The 23,407-nt window shown below is 37.4% G+C and carries 20 protein-coding genes, 1 pseudogene and 1 other annotated feature; of the genes and pseudogenes, 15 read left to right on the top strand and 6 right to left on the bottom strand.

The genetic code is table 11. The features are described 5' to 3' along the window. Positions 1-82: 82 nt before the first annotated feature. Positions 83-805, bottom strand: a complete 723-nt coding sequence (locus IGL36_RS10700) for a MurR/RpiR family transcriptional regulator (RefSeq protein WP_002372307.1) — start codon at positions 803-805, stop codon at positions 83-85. A 77-nt stretch (positions 806-882) separates the two neighbouring features. Here IGL36_RS10700 and IGL36_RS10695 point away from each other — a divergent pair, with 77 nt between their 5' ends. The 3 genes from IGL36_RS10695 to IGL36_RS10685 are packed head-to-tail and all read left to right on the top strand — an operon-like array spanning position 883 to position 4,470. Continuing rightward, entirely contained in the window at positions 883-2,511 is a 1,629-nt protein-coding gene (locus IGL36_RS10695; RefSeq protein ID WP_002387190.1) for a peptide ABC transporter substrate-binding protein, read from the top strand. A 13-nt stretch (positions 2,512-2,524) separates the two neighbouring features. Then, positions 2,525-3,628, top strand: coding sequence for a M42 family metallopeptidase (locus IGL36_RS10690; RefSeq protein ID WP_002397881.1), 1,104 nt, complete (start codon positions 2,525-2,527; stop codon positions 3,626-3,628). Then, positions 3,625-4,470: a M55 family metallopeptidase gene (locus tag IGL36_RS10685; RefSeq protein ID WP_002397879.1), complete on the top strand. Its 846-nt coding sequence runs from the start codon at positions 3,625-3,627 to the stop codon at positions 4,468-4,470. Before IGL36_RS10690 ends, IGL36_RS10685 begins: the two co-directional genes overlap by 4 nt. 64 nt (positions 4,471-4,534) lie before the next feature. Here IGL36_RS10685 and sdaAA read toward each other — a convergent pair whose 3' ends face one another. Next, entirely contained in the window at positions 4,535-5,407 is an 873-nt protein-coding gene (gene sdaAA / locus IGL36_RS10680) for an L-serine ammonia-lyase, iron-sulfur-dependent, subunit alpha (protein WP_002367199.1), read from the bottom strand. A 22-nt stretch (positions 5,408-5,429) separates the two neighbouring features. Beyond that, positions 5,430-6,098 carry an L-serine ammonia-lyase, iron-sulfur-dependent subunit beta gene (sdaAB, locus tag IGL36_RS10675; RefSeq protein ID WP_002414070.1) on the bottom strand — a complete coding sequence of 223 codons (669 nt, stop codon included), beginning with the start codon at positions 6,096-6,098 and terminating at the stop codon, positions 5,430-5,432. A gap of 375 nt (positions 6,099-6,473) precedes the next feature. On the opposite strand from sdaAB, the gene lsa(A) reads away from it, so the two are divergent. From lsa(A) to rplL, 6 genes are all read left to right on the top strand, one after another. Beyond that, on the top strand, positions 6,474-7,970 hold the full coding sequence (lsa(A), locus tag IGL36_RS10670) for an ABC-F type ribosomal protection protein Lsa(A) (RefSeq protein WP_002397878.1): 1,497 nt from the start codon (positions 6,474-6,476) through the stop codon (positions 7,968-7,970). Between the two features lie 122 nt (positions 7,971-8,092). Then, on the top strand, positions 8,093-8,515 hold the full coding sequence (gene rplK / locus IGL36_RS10665; RefSeq protein WP_002356424.1) for a 50S ribosomal protein L11: 423 nt from the start codon (positions 8,093-8,095) through the stop codon (positions 8,513-8,515). Positions 8,516-8,626: 111 nt separating this feature from the next. After that, positions 8,627-9,316 (top strand): 50S ribosomal protein L1, encoded by a 690-nt coding sequence (gene rplA / locus IGL36_RS10660; protein ID WP_002356425.1) that lies wholly within the window; start codon positions 8,627-8,629, stop codon positions 9,314-9,316. Between the two features lie 62 nt (positions 9,317-9,378). Then, positions 9,379-9,508: a sequence feature (ribosomal protein L10 leader region), on the top strand. Beyond that, entirely contained in the window at positions 9,446-9,637 is a 192-nt protein-coding gene (locus IGL36_RS10655) for a hypothetical protein (protein WP_033606707.1), read from the top strand. (Overlaps the previous feature by 63 nt.) Continuing rightward, positions 9,638-10,138, top strand: coding sequence for a 50S ribosomal protein L10 (gene rplJ, locus IGL36_RS10650; RefSeq protein ID WP_002356426.1), 501 nt, complete (start codon positions 9,638-9,640; stop codon positions 10,136-10,138). A 62-nt stretch (positions 10,139-10,200) separates the two neighbouring features. After that, entirely contained in the window at positions 10,201-10,569 is a 369-nt protein-coding gene (gene rplL / locus IGL36_RS10645) for a 50S ribosomal protein L7/L12 (RefSeq protein WP_002356427.1), read from the top strand. Between the two features lie 120 nt (positions 10,570-10,689). Here the strand turns inward: rplL and IGL36_RS10640 are convergent. Continuing rightward, positions 10,690-12,152: pseudogene (locus tag IGL36_RS10640) on the bottom strand (glucosyltransferase domain-containing protein). Positions 12,153-12,346: 194 nt separating this feature from the next. Then, on the bottom strand, positions 12,347-13,177 hold the full coding sequence (locus tag IGL36_RS10635) for an AraC family transcriptional regulator (RefSeq protein ID WP_002356429.1): 831 nt from the start codon (positions 13,175-13,177) through the stop codon (positions 12,347-12,349). Positions 13,178-13,325: 148 nt separating this feature from the next. Between IGL36_RS10635 and IGL36_RS10630 the strand changes: the two genes are divergently transcribed. The 3 genes from IGL36_RS10630 (at position 13,326) to IGL36_RS10620 (ending at position 18,309) form a co-directional block, all read left to right on the top strand. Further along, positions 13,326-14,825: an amino acid permease gene (locus IGL36_RS10630; RefSeq protein WP_002359464.1), complete on the top strand. Its 1,500-nt coding sequence runs from the start codon at positions 13,326-13,328 to the stop codon at positions 14,823-14,825. Then, a complete protein-coding gene (gene ebgA, locus IGL36_RS10625) occupies positions 14,758-17,880 on the top strand; it encodes a beta-galactosidase subunit alpha (RefSeq protein ID WP_002397876.1) in 3,123 nt (1,040 codons plus the stop codon). Before IGL36_RS10630 ends, ebgA begins: the two co-directional genes overlap by 68 nt. 180 nt (positions 17,881-18,060) lie before the next feature. Further along, positions 18,061-18,309, top strand: coding sequence for a GlsB/YeaQ/YmgE family stress response membrane protein (locus tag IGL36_RS10620; protein WP_002356434.1), 249 nt, complete (start codon positions 18,061-18,063; stop codon positions 18,307-18,309). Positions 18,310-18,515: 206 nt separating this feature from the next. Here the strand turns inward: IGL36_RS10620 and rlmD are convergent, their stop codons facing one another. Continuing rightward, positions 18,516-19,886 carry a 23S rRNA (uracil(1939)-C(5))-methyltransferase RlmD gene (gene rlmD, locus IGL36_RS10615; RefSeq protein ID WP_002397875.1) on the bottom strand — a complete coding sequence of 457 codons (1,371 nt, stop codon included), beginning with the start codon at positions 19,884-19,886 and terminating at the stop codon, positions 18,516-18,518. A 131-nt stretch (positions 19,887-20,017) separates the two neighbouring features. Here rlmD and recX point away from each other — a divergent pair, with 131 nt between their 5' ends. The 3 genes from recX (at position 20,018) to IGL36_RS10600 (ending at position 23,297) form a co-directional block, all read left to right on the top strand. Continuing rightward, positions 20,018-20,818: a recombination regulator RecX gene (gene recX, locus IGL36_RS10610; protein WP_002359467.1), complete on the top strand. Its 801-nt coding sequence runs from the start codon at positions 20,018-20,020 to the stop codon at positions 20,816-20,818. Then, positions 20,808-21,992 carry an A/G-specific adenine glycosylase gene (gene mutY / locus IGL36_RS10605; protein ID WP_002372293.1) on the top strand — a complete coding sequence of 395 codons (1,185 nt, stop codon included), beginning with the start codon at positions 20,808-20,810 and terminating at the stop codon, positions 21,990-21,992. Before recX ends, mutY begins: the two co-directional genes overlap by 11 nt. A gap of 180 nt (positions 21,993-22,172) precedes the next feature. Continuing rightward, a complete protein-coding gene (locus tag IGL36_RS10600; RefSeq protein WP_002397874.1) occupies positions 22,173-23,297 on the top strand; it encodes an LCP family protein in 1,125 nt (374 codons plus the stop codon). Positions 23,298-23,407 lie beyond the last annotated feature (110 nt).

The raw sequence follows: 23,407 nt of genomic DNA, 5'->3' as shown, positions 1-23,407 counted from the left end.
CATGTTCCATAAAAAATGGAACATGTGCCTTTTTCTATACTTTGGCTAGCGAAATAGCTTTTTTCAGCTATAATAAATAAAATTATTTATTTTTAGGAGATATTGGAATGGAGTCCTCATGATTTAAATAAGCACAAATCAAGGCTTCAAAGGTGATTAATGTTTGGCCAAAAAACATTTGTGGCTGAGCGACACTTGTTGAAAACGGGCTGTAAGAGTCAGTTGAAAAAACGAGATCTGCCAGTCGACCAAGAGTTGAATTTTTGGCGCCAACAAAAGAAATGATAGGATGTTTTTTCTCTTTCGCAAGCAGAGCTGTTTCTTTTAAGTATTTTTCTTCACCAGAATGTGAAAGGATGATAAAAAGAAAATTCTGATTATTTTGACTATTTATCGAATGAGTATAGGCTGTTGTGATGCTGGGGATGCCATGAAAATTGAAAACTTCACTAATGTAAGCCGCCAAATGTCGTGAAAAGTCATGACCTAAAATAACAAATAAATGACTCTTGTGTTTGGCAAGCAGTCGACAAAACTCGTTGGTTGTTTCAAATGAAGGTGCTGTTTCAAAAGGGATTGGCTGAGAAAAATGGGCTTCTTTTAATTTGTAAATAAGTTCATTATAACCTGATAAATTTAATTTTTTGGCTAAACGAATGATGGAACTAGGCGAAGAAAAGCAGTGTTTTGCAACTTCCCGAATACTCAAATCGGCCGCATTCGTACTTTGTTGATCCAAATAATACAAAATCTGACTTTCTGTTTTCGTTAAATGATACGTTTCTTTTAAGTAATCTAAGTTCATGAGCAAACCTCCTTTATCAGATTATAAATAATTTTGTGGGAAAAAGGTATCAAAAAATAAAAAAATGAGGTGTTTTTATGAAAAGGGCAACAAAGCAAAGGCTGTCTTTGGCAGCAATCATGGTTCTACTTCTCTCGGGCTGTGGAAGTGTTGGGAAAGAAACCAAAAAGCAAGAACAACAGGTATTACGGGTCGGGATTGATTCGGAATTATCAACGGCAGACGTGTCGTTGGCAATGGATAATACCGCAGCAGATGTAATGAGCCAAGTAGGGGAGGGACTTTTCTCCTTTGACGAAAAAGGAGAAGCGAAACCAGCATTGGCAACTGAAAAAGTACAGCCCTCCAATGATGGTTTAAGCTATACTTTTACGATTCGAAAAGATGCAAAATGGAGTAACGGCGAGCCAATCACAGCAAATGATTTTGAATACTCTTGGAAGCGCACAGTGGACCCAAAAACAGCTTCCCCGCAAGCGTATTACTTTGAAGGGTTAAAAAATTATCGTGCTATTGTTGACGGTAGCAAATCTAAAGAAGAGTTAGGGGTAACAGCCATTGATGACCATACCTTGGAAGTAGAGCTAAGCTATCCTATGAGTTATTTTCAACAATTATTGGCGGTACCAGCTTTTTATCCTTTAAATGAAGCATTTGTCGAAAAAACGGGCAAAAACTATGGTACATCAGCTGAGTCAACACTTTACAATGGCGCCTTCACATTAGAAGGTTGGGATGGCACGAATAATACTTGGTCCTATGTGAAGAATAAAAATTATTGGGATCAAGCGAATGTTTCGCTAGATAAGGTGGATGTCCAAGTAGTTAAAGAAGTCAATACTGGGAAAAATCTTTTCGAAGGGAAAGAATTAGATGTTGTAAAAATTTCTGGAGAAATTGTTGCACAAGAACAAGGCAATGCAGCTTTGAAAATTCGTGAAATTCCTGGAACGTATTATATCCAATTAAATACGCAAAAAGATCTTTTGGCAAATAAGAATGCACGTCGAGCAATAGCATTATCATTGAATTCTGAGCGTTTAGCTAAAAATGTTTTAAATGATGGCTCAAAAAAAGCACTTGGCTTCGTGCCAACAGGTTTCACTAATCAAGAAACGCAAAAAGATTTTGCAGAGGAATTAGGAGATTTAAATCCTAGTGAACCAGAAAAAGCGAAAGAGTTATGGCAAACGGCTAAAAAAGAATTAGGAATTGAAAAAGCGGAGCTAACGATTTTAAGTTCGGATACAGAAAATGCTAAAAAAATCAGTGAGTATGTTCAAGGAGCTTTAGCAGATAATTTAGAAAATTTAACAGTCAATGTTTCACCAGTTCCTTTTAATAATCGTTTAGAAAAAAGTCGCAGCGGAGATTTCGACATTGTGGTTGGTGGCTGGACGCCAGTATATGCTGATCCAATCGATTTCTTAAACTTACTGCAATCAAAAAATTCCAATAATTTTGGTAAATGGTCTAATAAGACCTTTGATCAGTTGCTTCAAGAAGCAAACGTAACTTATGCAAATAAATATGAAGAACGTTGGAAAACATTACAAAAAGCGGATCAATTGGTTGCGGAAGAAGCCCCCCTAGTTCCTCTTTATCAATTAACAGAAGCACGCTTAGTGGCCGATTCTGTCCAAAATTTAGTCTATGGTCCATTAGGTTCAGGCTATTACAAATCAGTCTCTATCGGCGACAAGTAAAGGTTGGGAAAAAATGAAAAAAAGTCAAGCTGTTCAATTAATTCAGGAACTTTCAAATGCTAATGGTGTTTCAGGCTTTGAAACAGAAGTCGTTAGAATCCTTCAACACGCAACTGCGGATTTTACTATTCAACGGCTAGATTCCATTAAAAATTTATATCTTGAGAAGAAAAATAATCTAAGTGAAGGTCCAGTAGTGCTTTTTGATGCTCATAGTGACGAAGTGGGTTTTATGATTCAAGCAATTAAAGAAAACGGCTTGTTGCGTTTTCTTCCGTTAGGTGGCTGGGTCCCTAATACGATTTCTGCACAAAAAGTTCGGATTCGTAACCGGGAAGGTACCTATCTGCCAGGCGTAGTTACTAGTCGGCCCCCTCATTTTATGACACCAGAGGAACGTCAGCGACCGTTAACCATTGCTGATTTGACGATCGACATTGGTGCTACCTCAAAAGAAGAAGTAATTGAAACTTACAAAATCGATCTTGGTGCACCGGTCATTCCAGATGTGACGTGCTGTTACAACGAACAGACAGATCTTTTTTTAGGAAAAGCTTTTGATTGTCGCATTGGCTGTGCTTGCTTAGTGGATGTCATGGAGGAGTTGAAAGAAGAGACGCTTCCATTCAAGTTAGTTGCGACAGTAACTGCACAAGAAGAAGTTGGCGAAAGAGGAGCACTTATTGCCGCAAAACAAGTCAATCCTGATTTAGCTATTGTTTTCGAAGGCTGCCCGGCTGATGATACGGCAGAAACGCCAGAGATGATTCAATCAGCAATGGGAAAAGGACCGATGTTACGTTATTTTGATGTTTCTATGATTACGAATCCGGAATTTCAAGAGTATGCACTAGAGATTGCTAAAATACACAAAATTCCTGTTCAAGTTTCTGTTCGAAGTGGTGGTGGAACCAATGGCATGGCGATTACACAAGTTCAAGGAGCCCCGACGATTGTTGTAGGAATTCCTGTCCGTTACGCTCACACACCCCATTGCTATGTAGATTTTCAAGATTACCAAGCGGCGAAAGAATTAGTCATTCAATTAATCAAAAATTTAGATGCTGACAAAATTCAAGCACTGGTTCAGCCATTGTCAAAGGAGTGGAACAAATGAAGATTTATGTATCATGCGATATTGAAGGATTAGCAGGTATTGCGACATTTGATATGGAAAAAGAAGACACCGTTTTATTCCGAGAATTATATCACCAACATGTGGCTTGGTTAATTGAAGGGATTCAAAAGAGTGCCAAAAATGAACAAATTACAGAAATTACTATTGCCGATTCGCATAGCCGTGGATTGAATTTAGCTTATGCGCGCTTGGCAGAAATGGATGAACGAATTTCCTTAGTGAGCGGCTTTCCTCGCATGGATTATATGATGAGTGGCTTGGATAGTAGCTATGATGTGGTCTTTTTCTTAGGTTATCATGCCGGTATTGGCAAACAAAAAGGGAATATGGATCATGGGTATAGCGCTAGTGTTGCTTATGGTTTAAAAATAAACGACTTAGCGATGAATGAAACGACAATTAATGCAGCTTACGCTAGCGAATTAGGTGTCCCTGTTGGTTTAATTATCGGTGAATCAGGCTTAGAGGAACAACTTTTTCAAGAAAAAATGATGCCCGAAGTTCCCTTTGTTTCCACCAAAGACTCTCTGGGACGTTATGCAATCAAAAATAGACCCATGCAACAAGTTCGGGAAGCTATCGTAGCGACTACAAGTCAGGTGTTAACTTCCTTTGCGTTGTCTGAATTACCCCGATATACCTTGCAAACACCAGCAACCGTAAAATTGCAATGTGTGACGACAGCACAAGCAGATCGTATTGAAATGTTACCAATGATTAAACGCATTGATGGTAGAACCGTTTCATTTGTGGGTGAAACGATGAAAGATGTCATGAATGGAATTGTCGCTGTGGTTGGTTTAGGCGGAACAAGTTATTAAAGAAGAAGCTTACGGAAAAAACGAATGGACGTTTTTTTCTGTAAGCTTCTTGCAATAGTTATTTCTATTTTTGTTTCTCTAGAATTTCTTTGCTTAAACGTTGTGCAGTTGGTGTCACCGCAAGACCGCCTTCAGCTGTTTCCTTGAAAATTTGTGGCATTTGGCGACCCACTTGGTACATTGCGTGGATGACTTCATCTGGTGGAATGACACTTCGAATCCCCGCTAAAGCCATGTCAGCTGAGATGAAGGCTTGAGAAGAACCTAATGCATTTCGCTTCACGCAAGGGACTTCAACAAGTCCCGCAACAGGATCACAAATGAGGCCCATCATATTTTTTATCGTAATGGCCACAGCTTGAGCAGATTGATCAGGCGTACCGCCAGAAGCCGCAACTAAAGCGGCGCTCGCCATTGCACTAGCAGAACCGACTTCAGCTTGACAACCACCTTCGGCACCACTGATTGAGGCATTGTTGGCAATCACTAAGCCAAAAGCCCCAGCTGTAAATAGAAAATCCAATTGTTGCTGATGCGTTAACTTTAAGCGATCAATAACTGCCAACAAGACGCCAGAAACTACTCCGGCACTGCCTGCGGTTGGTGTAGCACAAATCAAGCCCATTTTTGCATTAACCTCATTAACAGCAATCGCATTTCGCACGGCTTGTAAAATGGTCTCACCGCTTAAAAAGTTGCCTGAATGTATGTAATCATTTAAGCGGGTTGCATCGCCACCAGTTAGCCCTGTTACTGAGGTAACACCAGCGATTCCTTCAGCGACAGATTGTTTCATAACGGCTAGATTTTTTTCCATTGTTTCAATAATTCGTTCACGAGAATACCCGCCATGAGCCATTTCTGTTGCAATCATTAATTCGCTCACAGAAGGGTATTCTTTCGCTTGAGCTACCAAATCTTCAATTGAATAAAACATCGTATTACTCCTTTACGTTCATTTAGTCAAAATAGTTAACGCTATATATATGAGGGATTTCAGCTAATTGCATGACAATGTCACCGACTTCGGCTTGATCAACTTCAATAATCATAATCGCTTTTTCCCCTTTAGATTCTCGGGTAACGGTCATTGTACTAATATTGATATCGCTAGCTGAAAGGATGTTGGTCACCTTAGCAATCATGCCAGGAACATCTTGATGGACAACGATAAATGTTGGCGTGCCCATACTTAAAGACAATTTGAAGCCATTTAATTCAGAAATTTGAATGTTTCCACCACCAATTGAAATTCCTGTCACAGATAGTTTTCGGTCGCCAGAAGAAACCACAATTTTAACGGAATTAGGGTGGTCTGCTTTTTCACTTTTAGGAATAAAACAAACTTCCATTCCTTGTTCATAGGCAATTTCCAAAGAATTGGCTAGTTGCTCATCATCTGGTTCCATGCCTAAAAGGCCGCCAACTAAGGCGATATCTGTTCCGTGACCACGATAAGTTTTAGCAAAAGACTCATATAAATAAATGTCAACGCTATCAGGTTGCTGTCCAAAAATACTGCGAACCACTTTTCCAATTCTTGCCGCTCCAGCTGTATGAGAACTGCTTGGACCAATCATAACGGGTCCGATAATATCAAAAACACTATTAAAGCGTAACTCTTCCATTTCAGCACCTTCTTCATTAGAATATGTTTTCATTGGAAGTCTAACACAAAAAATGGCGGGGAACTAGGCAATCGCTTGTGTTTTAGCGAATAATTTAAATTTTTATCAGAATGAAAGCAAGGGGCCTTCGTTGACAAATCAGTGAAGAGATGCTAAATTCTAGATAATAAAAGACGAAAAGAGGGATTCGTGCGTTGAAAATTTAAGTTAATTTTTTAGAGAAACTGTATAACTTTGCCTGATTATAACGGGTGGAGTGTGCGGATTTTCGGAAATTAGCTTAAAGAATTCAGCCACGGGTCTTTTTGTATACCTTGGATTGATGCCGCTGATTTCCGTAAAGCTGCATCAATTTTGCTTTATGGAGGTATATTTATGTCGAAAATTGAACTAAAACAACTATCTTTTGCCTATGATAATCAAGAAGTATTGCTTTTTGATCAGGCAAATATCACGATGGATACCAATTGGAAATTAGGATTGATTGGCCGCAATGGCCGTGGGAAAACAACCTTATTAAGATTGTTACAAAAGCAGTTGGATTACCAAGGAGAGATTCTTCATCAAGTCGATTTCGTCTATTTTCCACAAACAGTTGCAGAAGAACAACAGCTCACTTATTATGTCTTACAAGAGGTGACTTCTTTTGAACAGTGGGAATTAGAACGAGAATTAACGCTTTTAAACGTTGATCCTGAAGTTTTATGGCGGCCCTTTTCTTCTTTATCAGGCGGCGAAAAGACGAAAGTTTTATTAGGTCTTCTTTTTATTGAAGAAAATGCCTTTCCTTTAATTGACGAGCCAACAAATCACTTAGATCTAGCTGGCAGACAACAAGTGGCTGAATATTTGAAGAAAAAGAAACACGGGTTTATTTTAGTCAGCCACGATCGGGCATTTGTTGATGAAGTGGTTGATCATATTTTGGCGATTGAAAAAAGTCAATTGACGCTGTATCAAGGGAATTTTTCTATTTATGAAGAGCAAAAAAAATTAAGAGATGCTTTTGAACTAGCAGAAAATGAAAAAATCAAAAAAGAAGTCAATCGCTTGAAAGAAACCGCTCGTAAAAAAGCGGAATGGTCGATGAACCGTGAAGGTGATAAGTACGGCAACGCTAAGGAAAAAGGGAGCGGGGCGATTTTTGATACAGGAGCCATTGGTGCCCGGGCAGCGCGCGTAATGAAGCGCTCGAAACACATTCAACAACGTGCCGAAACACAATTAGCAGAAAAAGAAAAACTATTAAAAGATCTTGAGTATATTGATCCTTTGTCAATGGATTATCAGCCAACGCATCACAAAACATTATTGACGGTGGAAGAGCTTCGTCTAGGCTACGAGAAAAATTGGCTATTTACGCCAATTTCTTTTTCAATAAACGCGGGAGAAATTGTCGGAATAACAGGAAAAAATGGCTCAGGAAAATCGAGCTTGATTCAGTATTTGTTGGGGGATTTTTCTGGAGATTCAGAAGGAGAAGCCACTTTGGCTCACCAATTAACCATTTCTTATGTGCGCCAAGATTATGAAGACAATCAAGGAACTTTATCCGAATTTGCAGAGAAAAATCAGTTAGATTACACCCAATTTTTAAATAACTTACGAAAACTTGGGATGGAGCGCGCCGTTTTCACTAATCGAATTGAACAAATGAGTATGGGGCAACGGAAAAAAGTCGAAGTAGCCAAATCATTGTCTCAATCAGCTGAACTTTATATTTGGGATGAACCCCTTAATTACTTGGATGTGTTTAATCATCAACAATTAGAAGCGCTAATCTTATCTGTGAGGCCTGCAATGCTAGTGATTGAGCATGATGCGCATTTCATGAAGAAAATAACGGATAAAAAAATTGTCTTGAAATCATAAAAACATCTTGAAAAAGTAAAGGGAATCCTGTATAGTAATAGGGTATGTTTTAAATGTACGTTGAGTGGGAGGGGAAATCTCAACCCCATTAACCACGCACGAGAACTTAAGGAGGTATTTTCGTGGCTAAAAAAGTAGAAAAAATCGTTAAATTACAAATTCCTGCGGGGAAAGCAACACCAGCTCCACCAGTAGGTCCAGCGTTAGGTCAAGCAGGTATCAACATCATGGGATTCACTAAAGAATTCAATGCTCGTACAGCTGACCAAGCAGGCTTGATTATTCCAGTAGTAATCTCTGTATATGAAGATCGTTCATTTACATTCATTACTAAAACACCACCTGCTGCAGTCTTATTGAAAAAAGCTGCAAAAATCGAAAAAGGTTCAGGTGAACCAAACAAAACTAAAGTTGCAACAGTTTCAAGCGATCAAGTGAAAGAAATCGCTGAACTTAAAATGGCAGACCTAAACGCCGCTGACGTTGAAGCAGCAATGCGCATGGTTGCAGGAACTGCACGAAGCATGGGTATCATCGTAGAATAATTTTTATTCCACACTTACTCAAAGAAGTAGCTTCTCAGTTCGTTTCATATTTAAAGATATGAAAGACGTGGGAGGTACAACCGTTATAACCACAATCAAGGAGGAAACAAAATGGCTAAAAAGAGCAAAAAAATGCAAGAAGCATTGAAAAAAGTTGATGCTACAAAAGCTTACTCAGTTGAAGAAGCAGTAGCTTTAGCAAAAGATACAAACATCGCGAAATTTGACGCAACAGTTGAAGTTGCTTACAAATTGAACGTTGACCCTAAAAAAGCAGACCAACAAATCCGTGGAGCAGTTGTGCTTCCAAACGGAACTGGTAAAACACAAACTGTTTTAGTATTCGCTAAAGGCGAAAAAGCTAAAGAAGCTGAAGCTGCTGGTGCAGATTTCGTAGGCGACGACGACATGGTTGCAAAAATCCAAGGTGGATGGTTCGACTTTGACGTAGTTGTTGCGACTCCTGACATGATGGCTACAGTTGGTAAATTAGGCCGTGTCTTAGGACCAAAAGGTTTAATGCCAAACCCTAAAACTGGTACTGTAACAATGGACGTTACAAAAGCTGTTGAAGAAGTTAAAGCTGGTAAAGTAACTTACCGCGTTGACAAAGCTGGTAACATCCACGTACCAATCGGTAAAGTTTCATTTGATAACGAAAAATTGGTTGAAAACTTCAACACAATTAACGACGTATTATTGAAAGCTAAACCATCAACTGCTAAAGGTCAATACATCAAAAACATTTCAGTAACAACAACATTTGGACCTGGAATCCACGTTGACCAAGCTTCTTTCTAATTTGAAAGAAAATAATTAAAAAATTCTTGACTCACTCACTTACCCTATGGTAAAGTGAGTGAGGTTAATAATTAACTGTACCGAAGACAGTAGGTGACGCAAGTCTTAATTTCCTACCGAGGACAATTGTTGAGTTATATACAATTCGGTCCCTCTATGTCTACGGTGGCATGGAGTTTTGTTGTTTTACACGACTTTTTGAAAAAAACCGATGTAAAACAATACTTGGCGAACGAAGTGAGCGAAGCTTCATTTGATTCTTCTACTTTACATATCGTAAACCAAGTCCAACTCCACCATCAAAATCAGGAGGTGAAATAAATGAGTGAAGCAGCAATCGCTAAAAAAGAAACCCTAGTTCAAGCAGCCGCTGAGAAATTTGAATCAGCAGCATCAGTTGTAATCGTGGACTACCGTGGTTTAACAGTTGAAGAAGTCACTAACTTACGTAAACAATTACGTGATGCAGGCGTAGAAATGAAAGTCATCAAAAACTCAATCCTTTCTCGTGCAGCTAAAAAAGTTGGTTTAGACGGCTTAGACGAAGTCTTTACAGGCCCAACTGCTGTCGCATTCAGCAACGACGATGTAGTAGCACCAGCTAAAATCATCGACGAATTTGCTAAAGATGCAAAAGCATTAGAAATCAAAGGTGGCGTCATCGAAGGAAAAGTTTCTTCAGTGGAACAAATTACTGCGTTGGCAAAACTACCAAACCGCGAAGGTTTACTATCTATGCTATTATCTGTATTACAAGCGCCAGTCCGCAACGTGGCTTACGCTGTCAAAGCAGTGGCAGAGAAAAACGAAGAAGTTGCTTAATTGCAGTCTAATTCAAACAAATAAAAAACAAACAATTTTAATTTAAATGGAGGAAATTCAAAATGGCATTAAACATTGAAAACATCGTTGCTGAGTTAGAAACAGCAACTATCTTAGAACTAAGCGAATTAGTTAAAGCTATCGAAGAAAAATTTGACGTATCAGCAGCAGCTCCTGTAGCAGTAGCTGGACCAGCAGCAGGTGGAGCAGCAGAAGAACAAACTGAATTCACTGTTGAATTAACAGCAGCTGGCGATCAAAAAGTTAAAGTTATCAAAGCAGTTCGTGAAGCAACTGGCTTAGGCTTGAAAGAAGCTAAAGCTGTAGTTGATGGCGCTCCTGCACCAGTTAAAGAAGCTGTTTCTAAAGAAGAAGCAGAAGCTTTAAAAGCTGCTTTAGAAGAAGTTGGCGCTTCAGTAACAGTAAAATAATTCATTCAACTTTTGAATGTTCGAGAACCCTTGTGTGGCAAGGGTTCTTTTTATAGCAAACGGTAGTTGTCTTTTGCTAAAACAACTACCGTTAGTAAAATATCTATAAAATTTAATTGTCTACTTTGACAAATTAACAACAATACAATCATCTACCACTCGGATAGAATCTTTGCTAGGCCAGACATTCATTTCTGCTTGTAAAGCTTTGTGTTTTTCAAAATCTTCTGGGGTAGGATCATTAAAATTTAATCCAAATGTTTTCATATAGAGTAAAGTATTTAAACTAGTATGCACCGAGTTAGGCATGAATTCAAATAATGAGACACCGTTTGTTTCACCTTTTATATTTGAAACATTCCGAGGAGAACGATTTCCATTGAATAAATATTATTTGTAATCATTTCCGCAGTACGTAAATCTTCTTCCGCTGTTAGATACTCAGAATATTCTAGGTTGGTTGTTTCCCGAACTTGAATAAAAGTAAAGAGAATTACTATGCCAACTAATAAATGTTTAAGCACAAAGTTGTATCCCCAGTAAATCATAATAAAGATGAGTAATAACGCTAAAACAGCAGGGAAGTTAGGTACTTCACCTCTAATTGCCGGACGTTTTCCACCTAAAATTGTAAACATGAGTGGAGTGATTAGAATACCTAACAAGGTAATAAAGATGAAGAAAACATTTTTGCGTTTCAGATAGGACATATTAATTAATACAATGACCAGTAAAAGAACACATATCAAAAACAGCGGTGTAAAAAAAGTGTCTCCGACTGGAGGGAAGAATAGTTCTTTGGCGTAATCTTTAATATCATTGATAGAATCTATCAAGGGACGTTTACCCCAAAGAATCATATTATCTAGATAGGAGCTTTCAACGTTTAAAACTTTTTTCGCTAACATCGCCATTAGTTGAGATAGAACGAGAGATGAAATAGCTAGTAGAATAAAATGACCAATTTTGAAGGCATAGTCTTTAAAAGAAATTTTAAGATCATTTAACTGAGCAAAATACAATGTCATTAAAATCTTGAATAAAATTAAGGTACACGCAAATACAAAGAATGATTGGTACATAGTAAGTGTAAATGTCAGCAACAAAAAGCCGAATAATTTAAAAATTTTATTGGGAATATGGTAAATAGCAATGAGAGAAAGTATAACCAAACAGATACCTAATGAAAATTCAAAATTTTGTAGGACGAAGTAAAATTGTTCGCTAAATAATTGACTGGTTGGAAAAATACTTGGGATAATATATAAATACTTTTTGTTATAAATTTGCTTAGTTGAAAGATCAACATAATAGCACAACAAGATAGTGGCGATAGCAAAGAAAATAATAGCTAACAAATTTAAAAAATAAATATTTACATAGTTGTATGTTAAAAGCTTTAAAGCTACTAATCCTGGTCTACCAATGGAAACCCAATGTTTTAAGTAGCCTCTGTAGTTAGTCATTAAGTGCATAGTATCAATAGCGTAAGTATTGTTAAATAGTTTAATACCATAAGTGGCAAAGACAATTAAAAAGCTGTAGATGGCTAAACCTTTGTTTTCTTTAATAAAATGTTTCATTTTTCTCTCCAATATTGTTTATTTGCTAAAACTTGTAAATTATTTATTGATTTTGATTAGTCTATATATCACACTCCCAGCTATAATAAAACCCTAATTAATTATAAAATAGATAAATTATAAGAACTACCTAAATTTGAAAATTATTAAATAAATTGTTTTTTTCTTTAACTACAGATAAGCAACAATTTATTTTAAGTCAAAAACTGTTGACGATATTGTCGAGGTGTCATCTCTTTTTTCTGGAAGAAAAATTTTGAAAAATAAGAAGGTGAAGAAAAACCTGCTTCAAAACTGATTTCCGTGATGGTTAAGGAACTTTTTCTTAACAGAGAACAGGCTTTTTGCAATTTTAAGTTTTGTACATAAATACTAGGATTTGTTTGTTCATAACGCTGAAATAGCTTAAATAAATAGCTACGATCAATGTTATACTCAGAAGCTAATTGACTAATTGAAAGATTGTTTGAAAAATTTTCGTGAATAGCCATTTTAATTTGGTTAAATAATTGTTGGCTTTGGTTTTCGTGCTGTGTAACGGAATGATGCTCTAGATAATTCAACAATTGAAAGCTTTCACTTAAACTGCCAAAATGATTATGTTTCTTCGCTTCTTGGTAAATATTTTTAAATAAACTTTCTAATTTCTTATCAACAGTTCCTTTTAAAATACAATTTTCGGTAGTCAGGCCTATTTTTTCTAAATACTGAGACGAAAGATCTCCAACAAAACCGACCCAATGATAGGTCCAAGGATTTTGCCGATTAGGATAATAAATATTGCGACAATTGGCTGGAATCATAAACAAATCGCCAGCGGTAATGTGTTGTTTTTCCATAAAGGGTGTTGAAAAATAGCCTTCACCATCACTACAATAATGCAAAACCCAATAATTAATAGGGGCAAACTCAGTTGGTTTTGTCGGGCGGCATTTTTCATAGCCAGCTTCATAAAGATGAAATTCTTGGCTAATAGGTTGATCATTAATCAGGATGCTGACATTATTTGTAAAAACATTTTGCATGCTATCACCTCTTTATAAGAGTATGTAAAGGCTTTCTAAAAGTCAACATCTTTACAAGAAATAGGCAACATTTTTTATTTTTAAAAAACTGTAAGCGTTTTACAATGTGTGAGTACTAATTAATTTGATAAAGAGAGGATGTAGTAAAATGGCAACACATTCACGGGAACGATTAGGTTCTGTCGCATTGATGCTCATGACTTTTTCAGCGGTTTTTGCCTTTCCCAGCATTGTTAACAACAGTATTCAGATTGGCCTAGCAACTATTCCAGGCTATTTATTCGGCTCTATTTTTTACTTTTTACCATTTATTCTAATGATTGCAGAATTTGCTTCTGCTAATTCTGAAAATGAATCAGGTGTTCACAGTTGGTTGGAATCTGTGCTAGGACCTAAATGGGCATTTTTAGGTGCTTGGTCGTATTTCTTTGTCAACTTGTTTTTCTTCTGTTCATTGCTACCGAATACATTGATTTATGGTTCATACGCTTTTTTAGGTCAAAACGTTTTTCAAGGAAACCATAGTACTAAAATAATTGCAGTGATTTCTATTCTGTTATTTTGGTTAATGACATGGGTTTGTATTAAAGGGGTTTCGTGGATTTCGAAAGTGACTAGCTTAGCGGGTGGTGCTCGTTTATTTATGGGCGTAGCTTTTGTGGTTTTAGCCTTTGTCGTCGTGTTTGGTTTTGGCAATGAGCCAGCACAAGAATTTACCACGACGTCAATTATGCCAACTTTTAATTGGACTTTTTTCATGACGATGGCGTGGATTTTACAAGCTGTTGGCGGTGGTGAAAGTATCGGTGTATATATTAAGGATGTTAAAGGCGGCAATAAAACGTTTGTCCGCACGATGATTGGTGCAACGATTGCGGTCGGTATCATGTATATTCTTGGTGCCGTTGCTGTAGGTTTGGTAGTGCCAACGGACGTCTTAAAAGGAAATTTTTCAAATGGTATTTTTGATATCTTTAAAATTTTAGGTACGTATTTCCATATTCCCGCAGCAATGATGGTGCGCTTAGTAGGAATTATCTTATTTGTCGGAAGTCTTGGTTCTTTGGCTCTGTGGACAGCAGCACCAGTTAAAGTATTTTTCTCAGAAATTCCTGATGGGGTCTTCGGTAAGTGGCTAGTGAAAACGAATGAAGAGGGAAATCCAACCAATGCTTTGTTAGTTCAAGGAATTATTGTGACGATTTTAGTTGCCATTCCAGCATTAGGAATTGGAAATATGGATAGCTTTTTAGAAACGTTAATTAATATGACAGCTTCTACGTCATTAGTGCCTGTCTTGTTCTTGTTAATCGCCTATATTGGGCTTCGTTGGAAAAAAGAAACAATGCCGAGAAGTTTCCGCTTTGGTAATCGAACCTTTGGCTTAATTGCGGGAATTTTCTTATTAGCCATTTTTATCTTTGTATTCTTTATGTCAACTGTGCCGGATCCAAAATTAATCATGGAAGAAATCAATGGCACGTTACCGAAAGGAACCGCTAGTCCACTGGGCATGTTGGCGTATAACATCATTGGTTTAATTGTTTTTATGGGCTTTGCTTGGATTTGCTGGAAACGATATGAAACAAAAGAAAAAAATGAAGTTGGTAAAGGAGAAATGGATTATGAAGACTTGGGAAAATTATAAAGTAGATAGTATTAATCGGTTGCCTGGACGAGCACATTTTTCGAGCTTTCCTTCGAAAGAAACAGCCTTACTAAATGAAAATAAATATACACAAGCATACAAAAATTTAAACGGACGCTGGCATTTTCTTTTTTTAGAAGCGCCAGAATACAGCCCAGAAAACTTTTTTGCGACGGACTTTGATACAAGCCAAATGGATCAAATCACTGTTCCTGGAAATTGGCAAGTCCAAGGATATGGCAAAATGCATTACTCTGATTTATGGTACAATTTTCCCATTAATCCGCCGTATGTACCAACGGAAAACCCAACAGGTATTTACAAACGGACATTTGCTATAGATGAAACATTTCACGATAAAAAAATCATTTTACGTTTTTGTGGCGTAGATTCAGCTTATCATGTTTGGGTGAACGGCCATGAAGTTGGCTACAGTAAAGGTGCACGAAATGAAGCAGAATTTGACATTACGCCTTACGCTAAAATTGGTGAAACAAATGATTTAACGGTGCGAGTCTATCAATGGTCAGATGGTACGTATTTAGAGGATCAAGATATGTGGTGGTTAAGTGGTATTTTTCGTGATGTTGAATTACTCGGTGTACCAGAAAATGGGCTGGAAGATTTCTTTATTATTTCCGATTTAGATGATTCGTATCAAAATGGCCACTTGGCAATTACGGGTAAATTTTGGCAAGACAAAGGACAACAAGTTCAATTGGAGTTGATGGATCAGCAGGGAAAAACGGTTCTTAAAGAGACTGTCGCAGGAAATCAAGGTACGGTTGAATTTTCAGCAAGTTTACCGTCTGTCACTGCTTGGTCAGCTGAAAAACCATACTTGTATCAACTATTTATCACTGTTTTTTCTGAAGGGGAAGTCGTCGAAGTTATTCCGCAAAAAGTTGGTTTCAGAAATATTCATGTATCTGGTGAGACTTTCTTAGTCAACGGTGTGGCCATTAAACTAAAAGGAATGAATCGTCATGATTATAATCCGAAAAATGGTCGAGTGGTTAGTCGTGAAGAAATTGAAAAAGATATTCGTTTAATGAAACAATTTAATATTAATGCCATTCGAACCAGTCATTATCCAGCATCTGCTTATTTCTATGATTTATGCGATGAATATGGAATGTATGTGATTGATGAAACTGATTTGGAATGTCACGGCTTTGAATTAACAGGAGAATATGATTGGATTAGCAACGATCCAGAATGGGAAACGGCTTATGTTTCTCGGATGGTACGGATGATTCAACGGGATAAAAACCATCCATCAATTCTCTTTTGGTCGTTAGGAAATGAATCTGCGTTTGGTCATAACTTTATTGAAATGGCCCGTATTGCCAAAGAAATGGATCCAACACGTTTGGTCCATTATGAAGGTGATTTTGAGGCAGAGGTCACGGATGTCTATTCTACAATGTATACGTGGTTGGAACACCCAACTAGAGAATTACTGATGAATACGATTATTGAAAATTCAAAAAAACCGCATATTTTATGTGAATATTGTCATGCGATGGGGAATGGCCCTGGGAATTTAAAAGAATACCAAGAGCTATTTTATGCTCATGATAAATTACAAGGTGGCTTTATTTGGGAATGGTTTGACCATGGCATTGAATCTGTAACAGATAACGGTGAAGTTTATTATCGTTATGGCGGCGATTTCGGCGATGATCCAAGTAACAAAGATTTTTGTATTGATGGGATGTTGATGCCTGACCGTACGCCATCTCCTAGCTTGTATGAATACAAAAAAGTCATTGAACCCATTACAACTAGCGCTATTGACGTTCTGTCAGGTGAATTCTCATTATTGAGTCGGTTTGACTTTGAAAACTTGGCTATCTTTAAGCTGGTTTATACAATTACTGAAGATCAAACAGTGATTCAATCAGGGACAGTAGCAGTGCCAGCAATTGCTGCTAGAGCAGAAGGAAGACTGCACTTACCTTATCATTTAGATTTTCCTAAAAAGGCAGGAGCCGCCTATTATTTAACTCTTTCATATCAATTGAAAGAAACGACCGCCTATGCATCTGCTGGTCATGAATTAGCTACCGCACAGTTTGAATTGCCAATTGCAACACCAGGGATTGAGATTACACCAGTTGGCACGTTGATGGCAAAGGAAATTGGCCCTCATTTATACATTGAAGGACCAAACTTTTCAATTAATTTTGATAAAGTGAAGGGCGCCTTAACGAATGTGACACGAGATGGTAAAAAATTATTGCATAAAGGGCCGAAATTTACATTTTGGCGGGCACCGATCAGTAATGATATGGAAATTATTGATGAAATGAAGAAGAAATATTTCTTACATTTAGAGCATGAAATTGTCCGTTCTTTTGAGTGGAAAAAAGTTGATGATTTTATCCAAGTCATCGTAAAAACAATTAACGGAACGACTAACAGTGCTTGGCATTATCAATGTACCTATCAGTATTTAATTGCACCAAATGGCGAAATTTTCTTCGACTTAAAAGGTAGTCCTGCTGGTAAAATTGAAAATGCGCCAGATATGTTACCACGTTTGGGTGTGACTCTCCATTTAGACAAGTCTCTATCAGAAGTAAAATATTTCGGTAAAGGGCCGAGAGAAAACTATGTAGATTCACAAGAAGCTGGTTTACTTGGCGTTTATGATGCTACAGTGGCGGAAATGTTCACTAATTATGTTGTTCCACAAGCCAATGGTAACCACATGGCGACTAAATGGTCCGCATTCACGGATGATCGCGGCCAAGGGGTAGTAGCAACAGCGGCAGATTCATATAATTTTAGTGTTTCTTATTTTGAAGAACAAGCGCTAGATGTTGCTAAGCATACCAATGAATTACAAGAAAGTGAGTATGTTGTTTTAAATATCGATTACAAACAAAACGCCCTAGGTAGCTACTCTTGTGGCCAGTGGCAATTAGAAAAATACCGGACTACGTTTGAAGAATTCCAATTGGCATTCCGCTTAACACCTTTTAATAATAAAGAGATTCAAGCAGCGGATGTCGCACATGAACGAGTAAAACGACCAACAATTTCTTAAATAAAAGCTCAGAACAGTGCACTTCGGTCTCCTGTTCTGAGTTTTTTTAATGAAATTATCAGAAATTATTGCTTTTTTTTCATGGAAACAAGCAAACTATTTTGTTATCTAATAAAAGTAGTCCATAATAGTAACATAGCGAATTATTCGCTAGATAAAGCATTTAGGAGGAATTATTTTATGCATACTTTATGGGTTTTAATCGTTGGTGCTGTTATCGGTGCTATCGCTGGCGCGCTTACAAGCAAAGGTCAATCAATGGGTTGGATTGCGAATATCGTTGCCGGTTTAGTTGGTTCATTTATCGGAGAAAAAATCTTAGGTAGCTGGGGTCCTCACGTAGCAGGTATGGCAATTGTGCCATCAATTATTGGGGCAGTAATTTTAGTTGCTGTGGTTTCATTCTTCTTCGGACGAAAAAATAGCTAATTAAGTAAATAATTGTTTAATTAGTTAAAGGAGGTCGGGACAGAACCGTTTAGCTCCGAGAAATAAGAAGAAATTTCCGAAAATTGCTTTTTAATTTTTGGATAATTTCGGCTTATTTCCGAAGGAGTTGGTTCTGTTCCCGCCGTTTATCAGTTTTTGAGCGTGGAGCAAAAATCCAAAGTGATTTTTGTCCCACGCTCCTTTTTTTATTTTCTCGTTAATTTTACGACAACTTCACAACGAGCGGTTTGTGGAAACATATCAACAGATTGTAAATAGTCTACTTGATATACTTTGGCTAATTGAACTAAATCACGTGCTAACGTGGATACATTACAAGAAATATACACCATTTTCTTAGGTGGTTGTTTCAAAAGGGCCGTTAATAATTTACGATCCAAACCAGTCCGTGGGGGATCAACTACAATGGCATCAGGTTTAAAGCCTTCTTTGAACCATTTAGGTAATAAGTCTTCAGCTGTTCCAACAGCATAATGTGTGTTCGTAACACCAAGTCGTTTTGCATTGAATCTAGCATCGTCAATTGCGGCGGGAATGGTATCCATACCACGAACTTGATGCGCTTGTTTCGCTAAATTTAAGCCAATGGTCCCGACGCCACAATAAGCATCAACAACAGTTTCATTTGGTTGTAAATCTAAGGCCTTGATTCCTTCATTATATAAAACTTCCGTTTGTTCTGGATTCAATTGGAAAAATGCTCGCGGCGATAAATCAAAGACAACGTCGTTAATGTGTTCTTCAATGCTTTCTTTGCCCCATAAGTGAAGGGTATCATCACCCATTACTAGAGAGGTTTTTTTATTTTGGACATTTTGCATAATAGAAACAACTTCTGGTAATTGTTCATTAATTGCGCGAACCATTTTTTCTTTTTGTGGAAATTTCTTCGATTGTGTAATGAACACTACTTGGACTTCGCCAGTTTGGATGCCCACTCGAACCATTAATGTTCGAAAGATACCACTATTTTTACGTTCATCATAAATTGGTAATTGAAAGTCATTCAATAAATCAACTAATGTATTCATCACCTTGGTTGTCGCAGGCTGTTGGACCAAACAGTTATCAATCGGTACTAATTGATGTGAATCAGCTTGATAGAGACCAGCTTCTACTTGGCCATCGATTTGGCGTAATTGGAATTGGGCTTTATTTCGATAATTCCAAGGATTCTCCATCCCAATTGTTTTTCGTAGTTCATAGTTTTGATAATTGGCTGGTTTAAATTTGTTAAGTGCCTGCTTTAATAAATCTTTTTTAAAGTCTAATTGTGCTTTGTAGGCTAAATGTTGTAGTTGGCAGCCGCCACATGTTTCATAGACAGGACAAGGAGGGACCACGCGATCTTTAGCAGCTTTTTTGACAGATTGAAGGGTTCCTTCAGCAAATTTGGGTGTAACATTTGTGATCGTGGCAGTCACTTCTTCTTTCGGTAGCGCCCCAGGAACGAAAATAATTAATTTTTTATAATAGCCGATACCTTCGCCATTAATTCCTAATCGTTTAATTTTTAAAGAAATTTGTTGGCCTTTTTTTACTAGTTGTTGGGTCATATTCTTTCATCCTTTAGTCATCTCACATTTTTCACTTCCTCCCATTTTAGCACATTTTTATTTATTTGGCTTCCAAGGATTCTATGGTATAGTAGAATATATGTTCTGATTTAGAGGGGCAGGAGAATAAGATGACAACAATCACACGAATTAGTAAAGATAAAGGTGAATTTTATCTACTTTGGCTATCTTCAGGCGAAAAACTGCGTGTCTCGGAAGATATTTTAGTACGGCAGCGTCTGCTAAAAGGCCAAGAGTTATCAGATACTTTAATAGAAGAAATAAAAAAAGCCAGTTCTTATGATGTCGGGTTACAAATGGCGATGAATTATTTAAGCTATCAATTACGTTCAAAGAAAGAGATTTTTACTTATTTAAAAGAGAAAGAAATTGAACCTGAAGATCGAGTAAAAATCGTTCAACGTTTAGAAGAGCTACGGTTGTTAGATGATGCAATTTTTAGTGAAAGTTACGTACGGACAGCTATGCGAACCAGTGATAAAGGACCACGAAATGTGGCACAACAATTAAAGCAAAAAGGCATTAGTGAAGAAGATATTCAGCATGGTTTGACCTTTTATACGTTAGATGAACAACTTAATGTTGCCACAGCAACTGCAGAAAAAGCCATGAAACGCTATCGAACTAAAAGTTTTAAAGATGCACTTCAGAAAACGCGTCTGCATCTGATGCAAAAGGGCTTTACAAATGAAATCATTGATCTAGCTTTGGAATCTTTAGCTTTTGAAAAGGACGAAGAACAAGAACAACAAGCGTTAAACAAGGAAGGCGAACGTTTATGGCGTGCCAATCAGCGATTTGATTTTTCTAAAAAAGTTCAAAAAGTCAAACAAAGCTTATTCCAAAAAGGGTTTGACTATGATTTGATTCAGCAATTTATTAGCGAAAAGGAAGTAGAACATGACGAATAAAGAGCCTTGGGAGGCGTGGAGTCCCGCAAAAGTTAGTTCATTCCAGGAAGATTTTTTAGCTTGGTATGAACGAGAAAAACGCAATTTACCTTGGCGAGCGAATACAGATGCATATCGTATTTGGATTTCTGAAATTATGCTACAACAAACTCGCGTAGATACAGTCATTGATTATTTTTATCGATTTATGGAATGGTTTCCGACGATTCAAGATTTAGCGGAAGCGCCAGATGATAAGTTGTTGAAAGCTTGGGAAGGGTTAGGTTACTATTCACGAGCGCGTAATTTAAAAGTGGCAGCGCAACAGATTGTTTCAGAATTTGGTGGGAAAATGCCTGACACAATCGAAGATATTCGGAGTTTAAAAGGAATCGGCCCCTATACAGCTGGTGCGATTGGCAGTATTGCCTTTAATCTCCCCGAACCAGCAATTGACGGTAACGTCATGCGGGTAGTGAGCCGTTTATTTGAAATTGATGCAGATATTGCAAAAGCGAGTAGTCGTAAAGTATTTGAAGCGGCGATGCTTAAAATCATCGATCGTGAGCGTCCAGGGGATTTTAATCAAGCCTTAATGGATCTAGGATCAGCCGTCTGCACCCCAACTTCCCCTAAGTGTGAAAGCTGTCCGCTTCAGCAATATTGTGCGGCCTATCAGGCAGATAAAATGACCGCTTATCCAGTCAAATCAAAAAAAGTTAAGCCGAAAGATGTGTATTATGTCGGCACTATTATTGAAAATAAAAAGCAAGAATTTTTATTAGAACAACGACCTGAAACAGGTTTGTTAGCCAATATGTGGCTGTTTCCGATTGAAGAAATTAGCAAAAAACAATTTCAACAATTGCAAAAACTGGCGCAACCAGCAGAAACGGAAAAACAATTAACTTTAGAGTTAGAGCCTGTAACAGAGCCTTTGGTCGCTGAAGAACCTGTCAGCTTTTTTACGGACTATGAAACAGTTGTCTGGCAAAAACGTGCCTTAGGCGAAGTCGTTCATATTTTCAGTCATTTAAAATGGCATATCTTAGTCTTTTATGGCCGAAATACAGGCGAATTAGCCACACTAGAGTCGCAGCGATGGGTGGCAGCACAACAATTTTCAGACTATGTTTTTCCAAAACCACAGCAAAAAATGGTGGAATTGTTCAAAAAAGAACACAAAAATAAATAACAAAAAAGAGAGGCTTATAAACAAACAAGCCTCTCTTTTTTGTTTCCTCTAGGTTATACCCCTATATAAATTCTGCTATGTTTAGTTTTGAAGGGGACTGGTAAGATAGACTTGTCTCTTGTCTGTTTAGAGGAGTAGTAATGATGGTGGAGACTTTTCAAGAGAGAGGAAGTACAGCCAATGAGTAGGAAGCGAAAAATCAGCTTAATTAGTTTAGTCATCATTTTGGTTTTTGTCACAGTCGGCTCAGCATACTTTGCTGTAGCGGGTAGCTATTTAAAGAAAACAATTGATAAAGGCTATGTTCCCATAAAAAATGATTATAATGAAGCGCAAAATAAAGATAGTCAATCGTTTTTGATTATGGGGCTAGACAATACAATTGAACGGAAATTAGGCACAACTAGGACTGATGCTATGATGGTGATTACCGTGAATAACAAGACGAAGAAAATAACCTATTTAAGTTTGCCACGGGATAGTTTTGTTCAAATTGATGCGAAAAATTACCAAGGGATGCAACGAATTGAAGCTGCCTATACCTACGATGGACCAACAGCTTCTGTTAACACAGTTGAGAAATTATTGAATATTCCAATCAATCATTACGTTGTGTTTAACTTTTTATCTTTTATTAAGTTAATTGATGCAGTTGGCGGCATAGATGTCAATGTCAAGCAGGCGTTTGATGGTGTCACCAAAGACGGGCCAGGATCCATTCATTTTGATGCAGGGAAACAGCATTTAGATGGTACGAAAGCTTTATCTTATGCCCGTGAAAGACATAGCGATAACGATATTATGCGTGGATTCCGACAACAAGAAATTATTCAAGCAGTTGAAGACAAGTTGAAATCTGGTCAATCAATCATGAAAATAATGGACATTATTGATTCGTTAAATGGAAACATTCAAACTGATGTGGATTCCAATGAATTGACTCATTTAGTCAAAGAAGGTTTGACTTGGGCCAATTATGATAAACAACAGCTTTCTTTTGACTGGCGCACTTTTAGTAATGAAGGGCGCAGTATGGTTGAACTATATCCAGATAGTATTGAAAATGTCCGTCATCAATTACGTGTGTCTTTAAATTTAGAAAAGCCAGATGAACGAGATCAAGACGGCTATGTCTTCCATACGAACGGTGAATTTTTATATCAAAGTGATTATACCGTTCAAGATGAAGCAGCTGAGGAAAACGAAATGACTTCCATCAACGGCAATACGTATATTGGTGTTCCTGGCAATACACAGACCGGCCCGTTGCCATCAGTTAAAACGGAAAATGGCTTTATAAAATAATTTATTTTCCAAGTGTAGAAAATCCGAACATAACAGATTAAATAATCCGCTTACTTATTATTCTTCTAAGGAAAAAACGAAGGATTTTAGCAAGGAAACAGCGTATCATT

Source organism: Enterococcus sp. AZ011, assembly GCF_050548355.1.
Taxonomy (GTDB): domain Bacteria; phylum Bacillota; class Bacilli; order Lactobacillales; family Enterococcaceae; genus Enterococcus; species Enterococcus faecalis.
The sequence above is the reverse complement of the archived record's forward strand: the minus strand, read 5'-3'. Positions and strand labels throughout refer to the sequence as shown.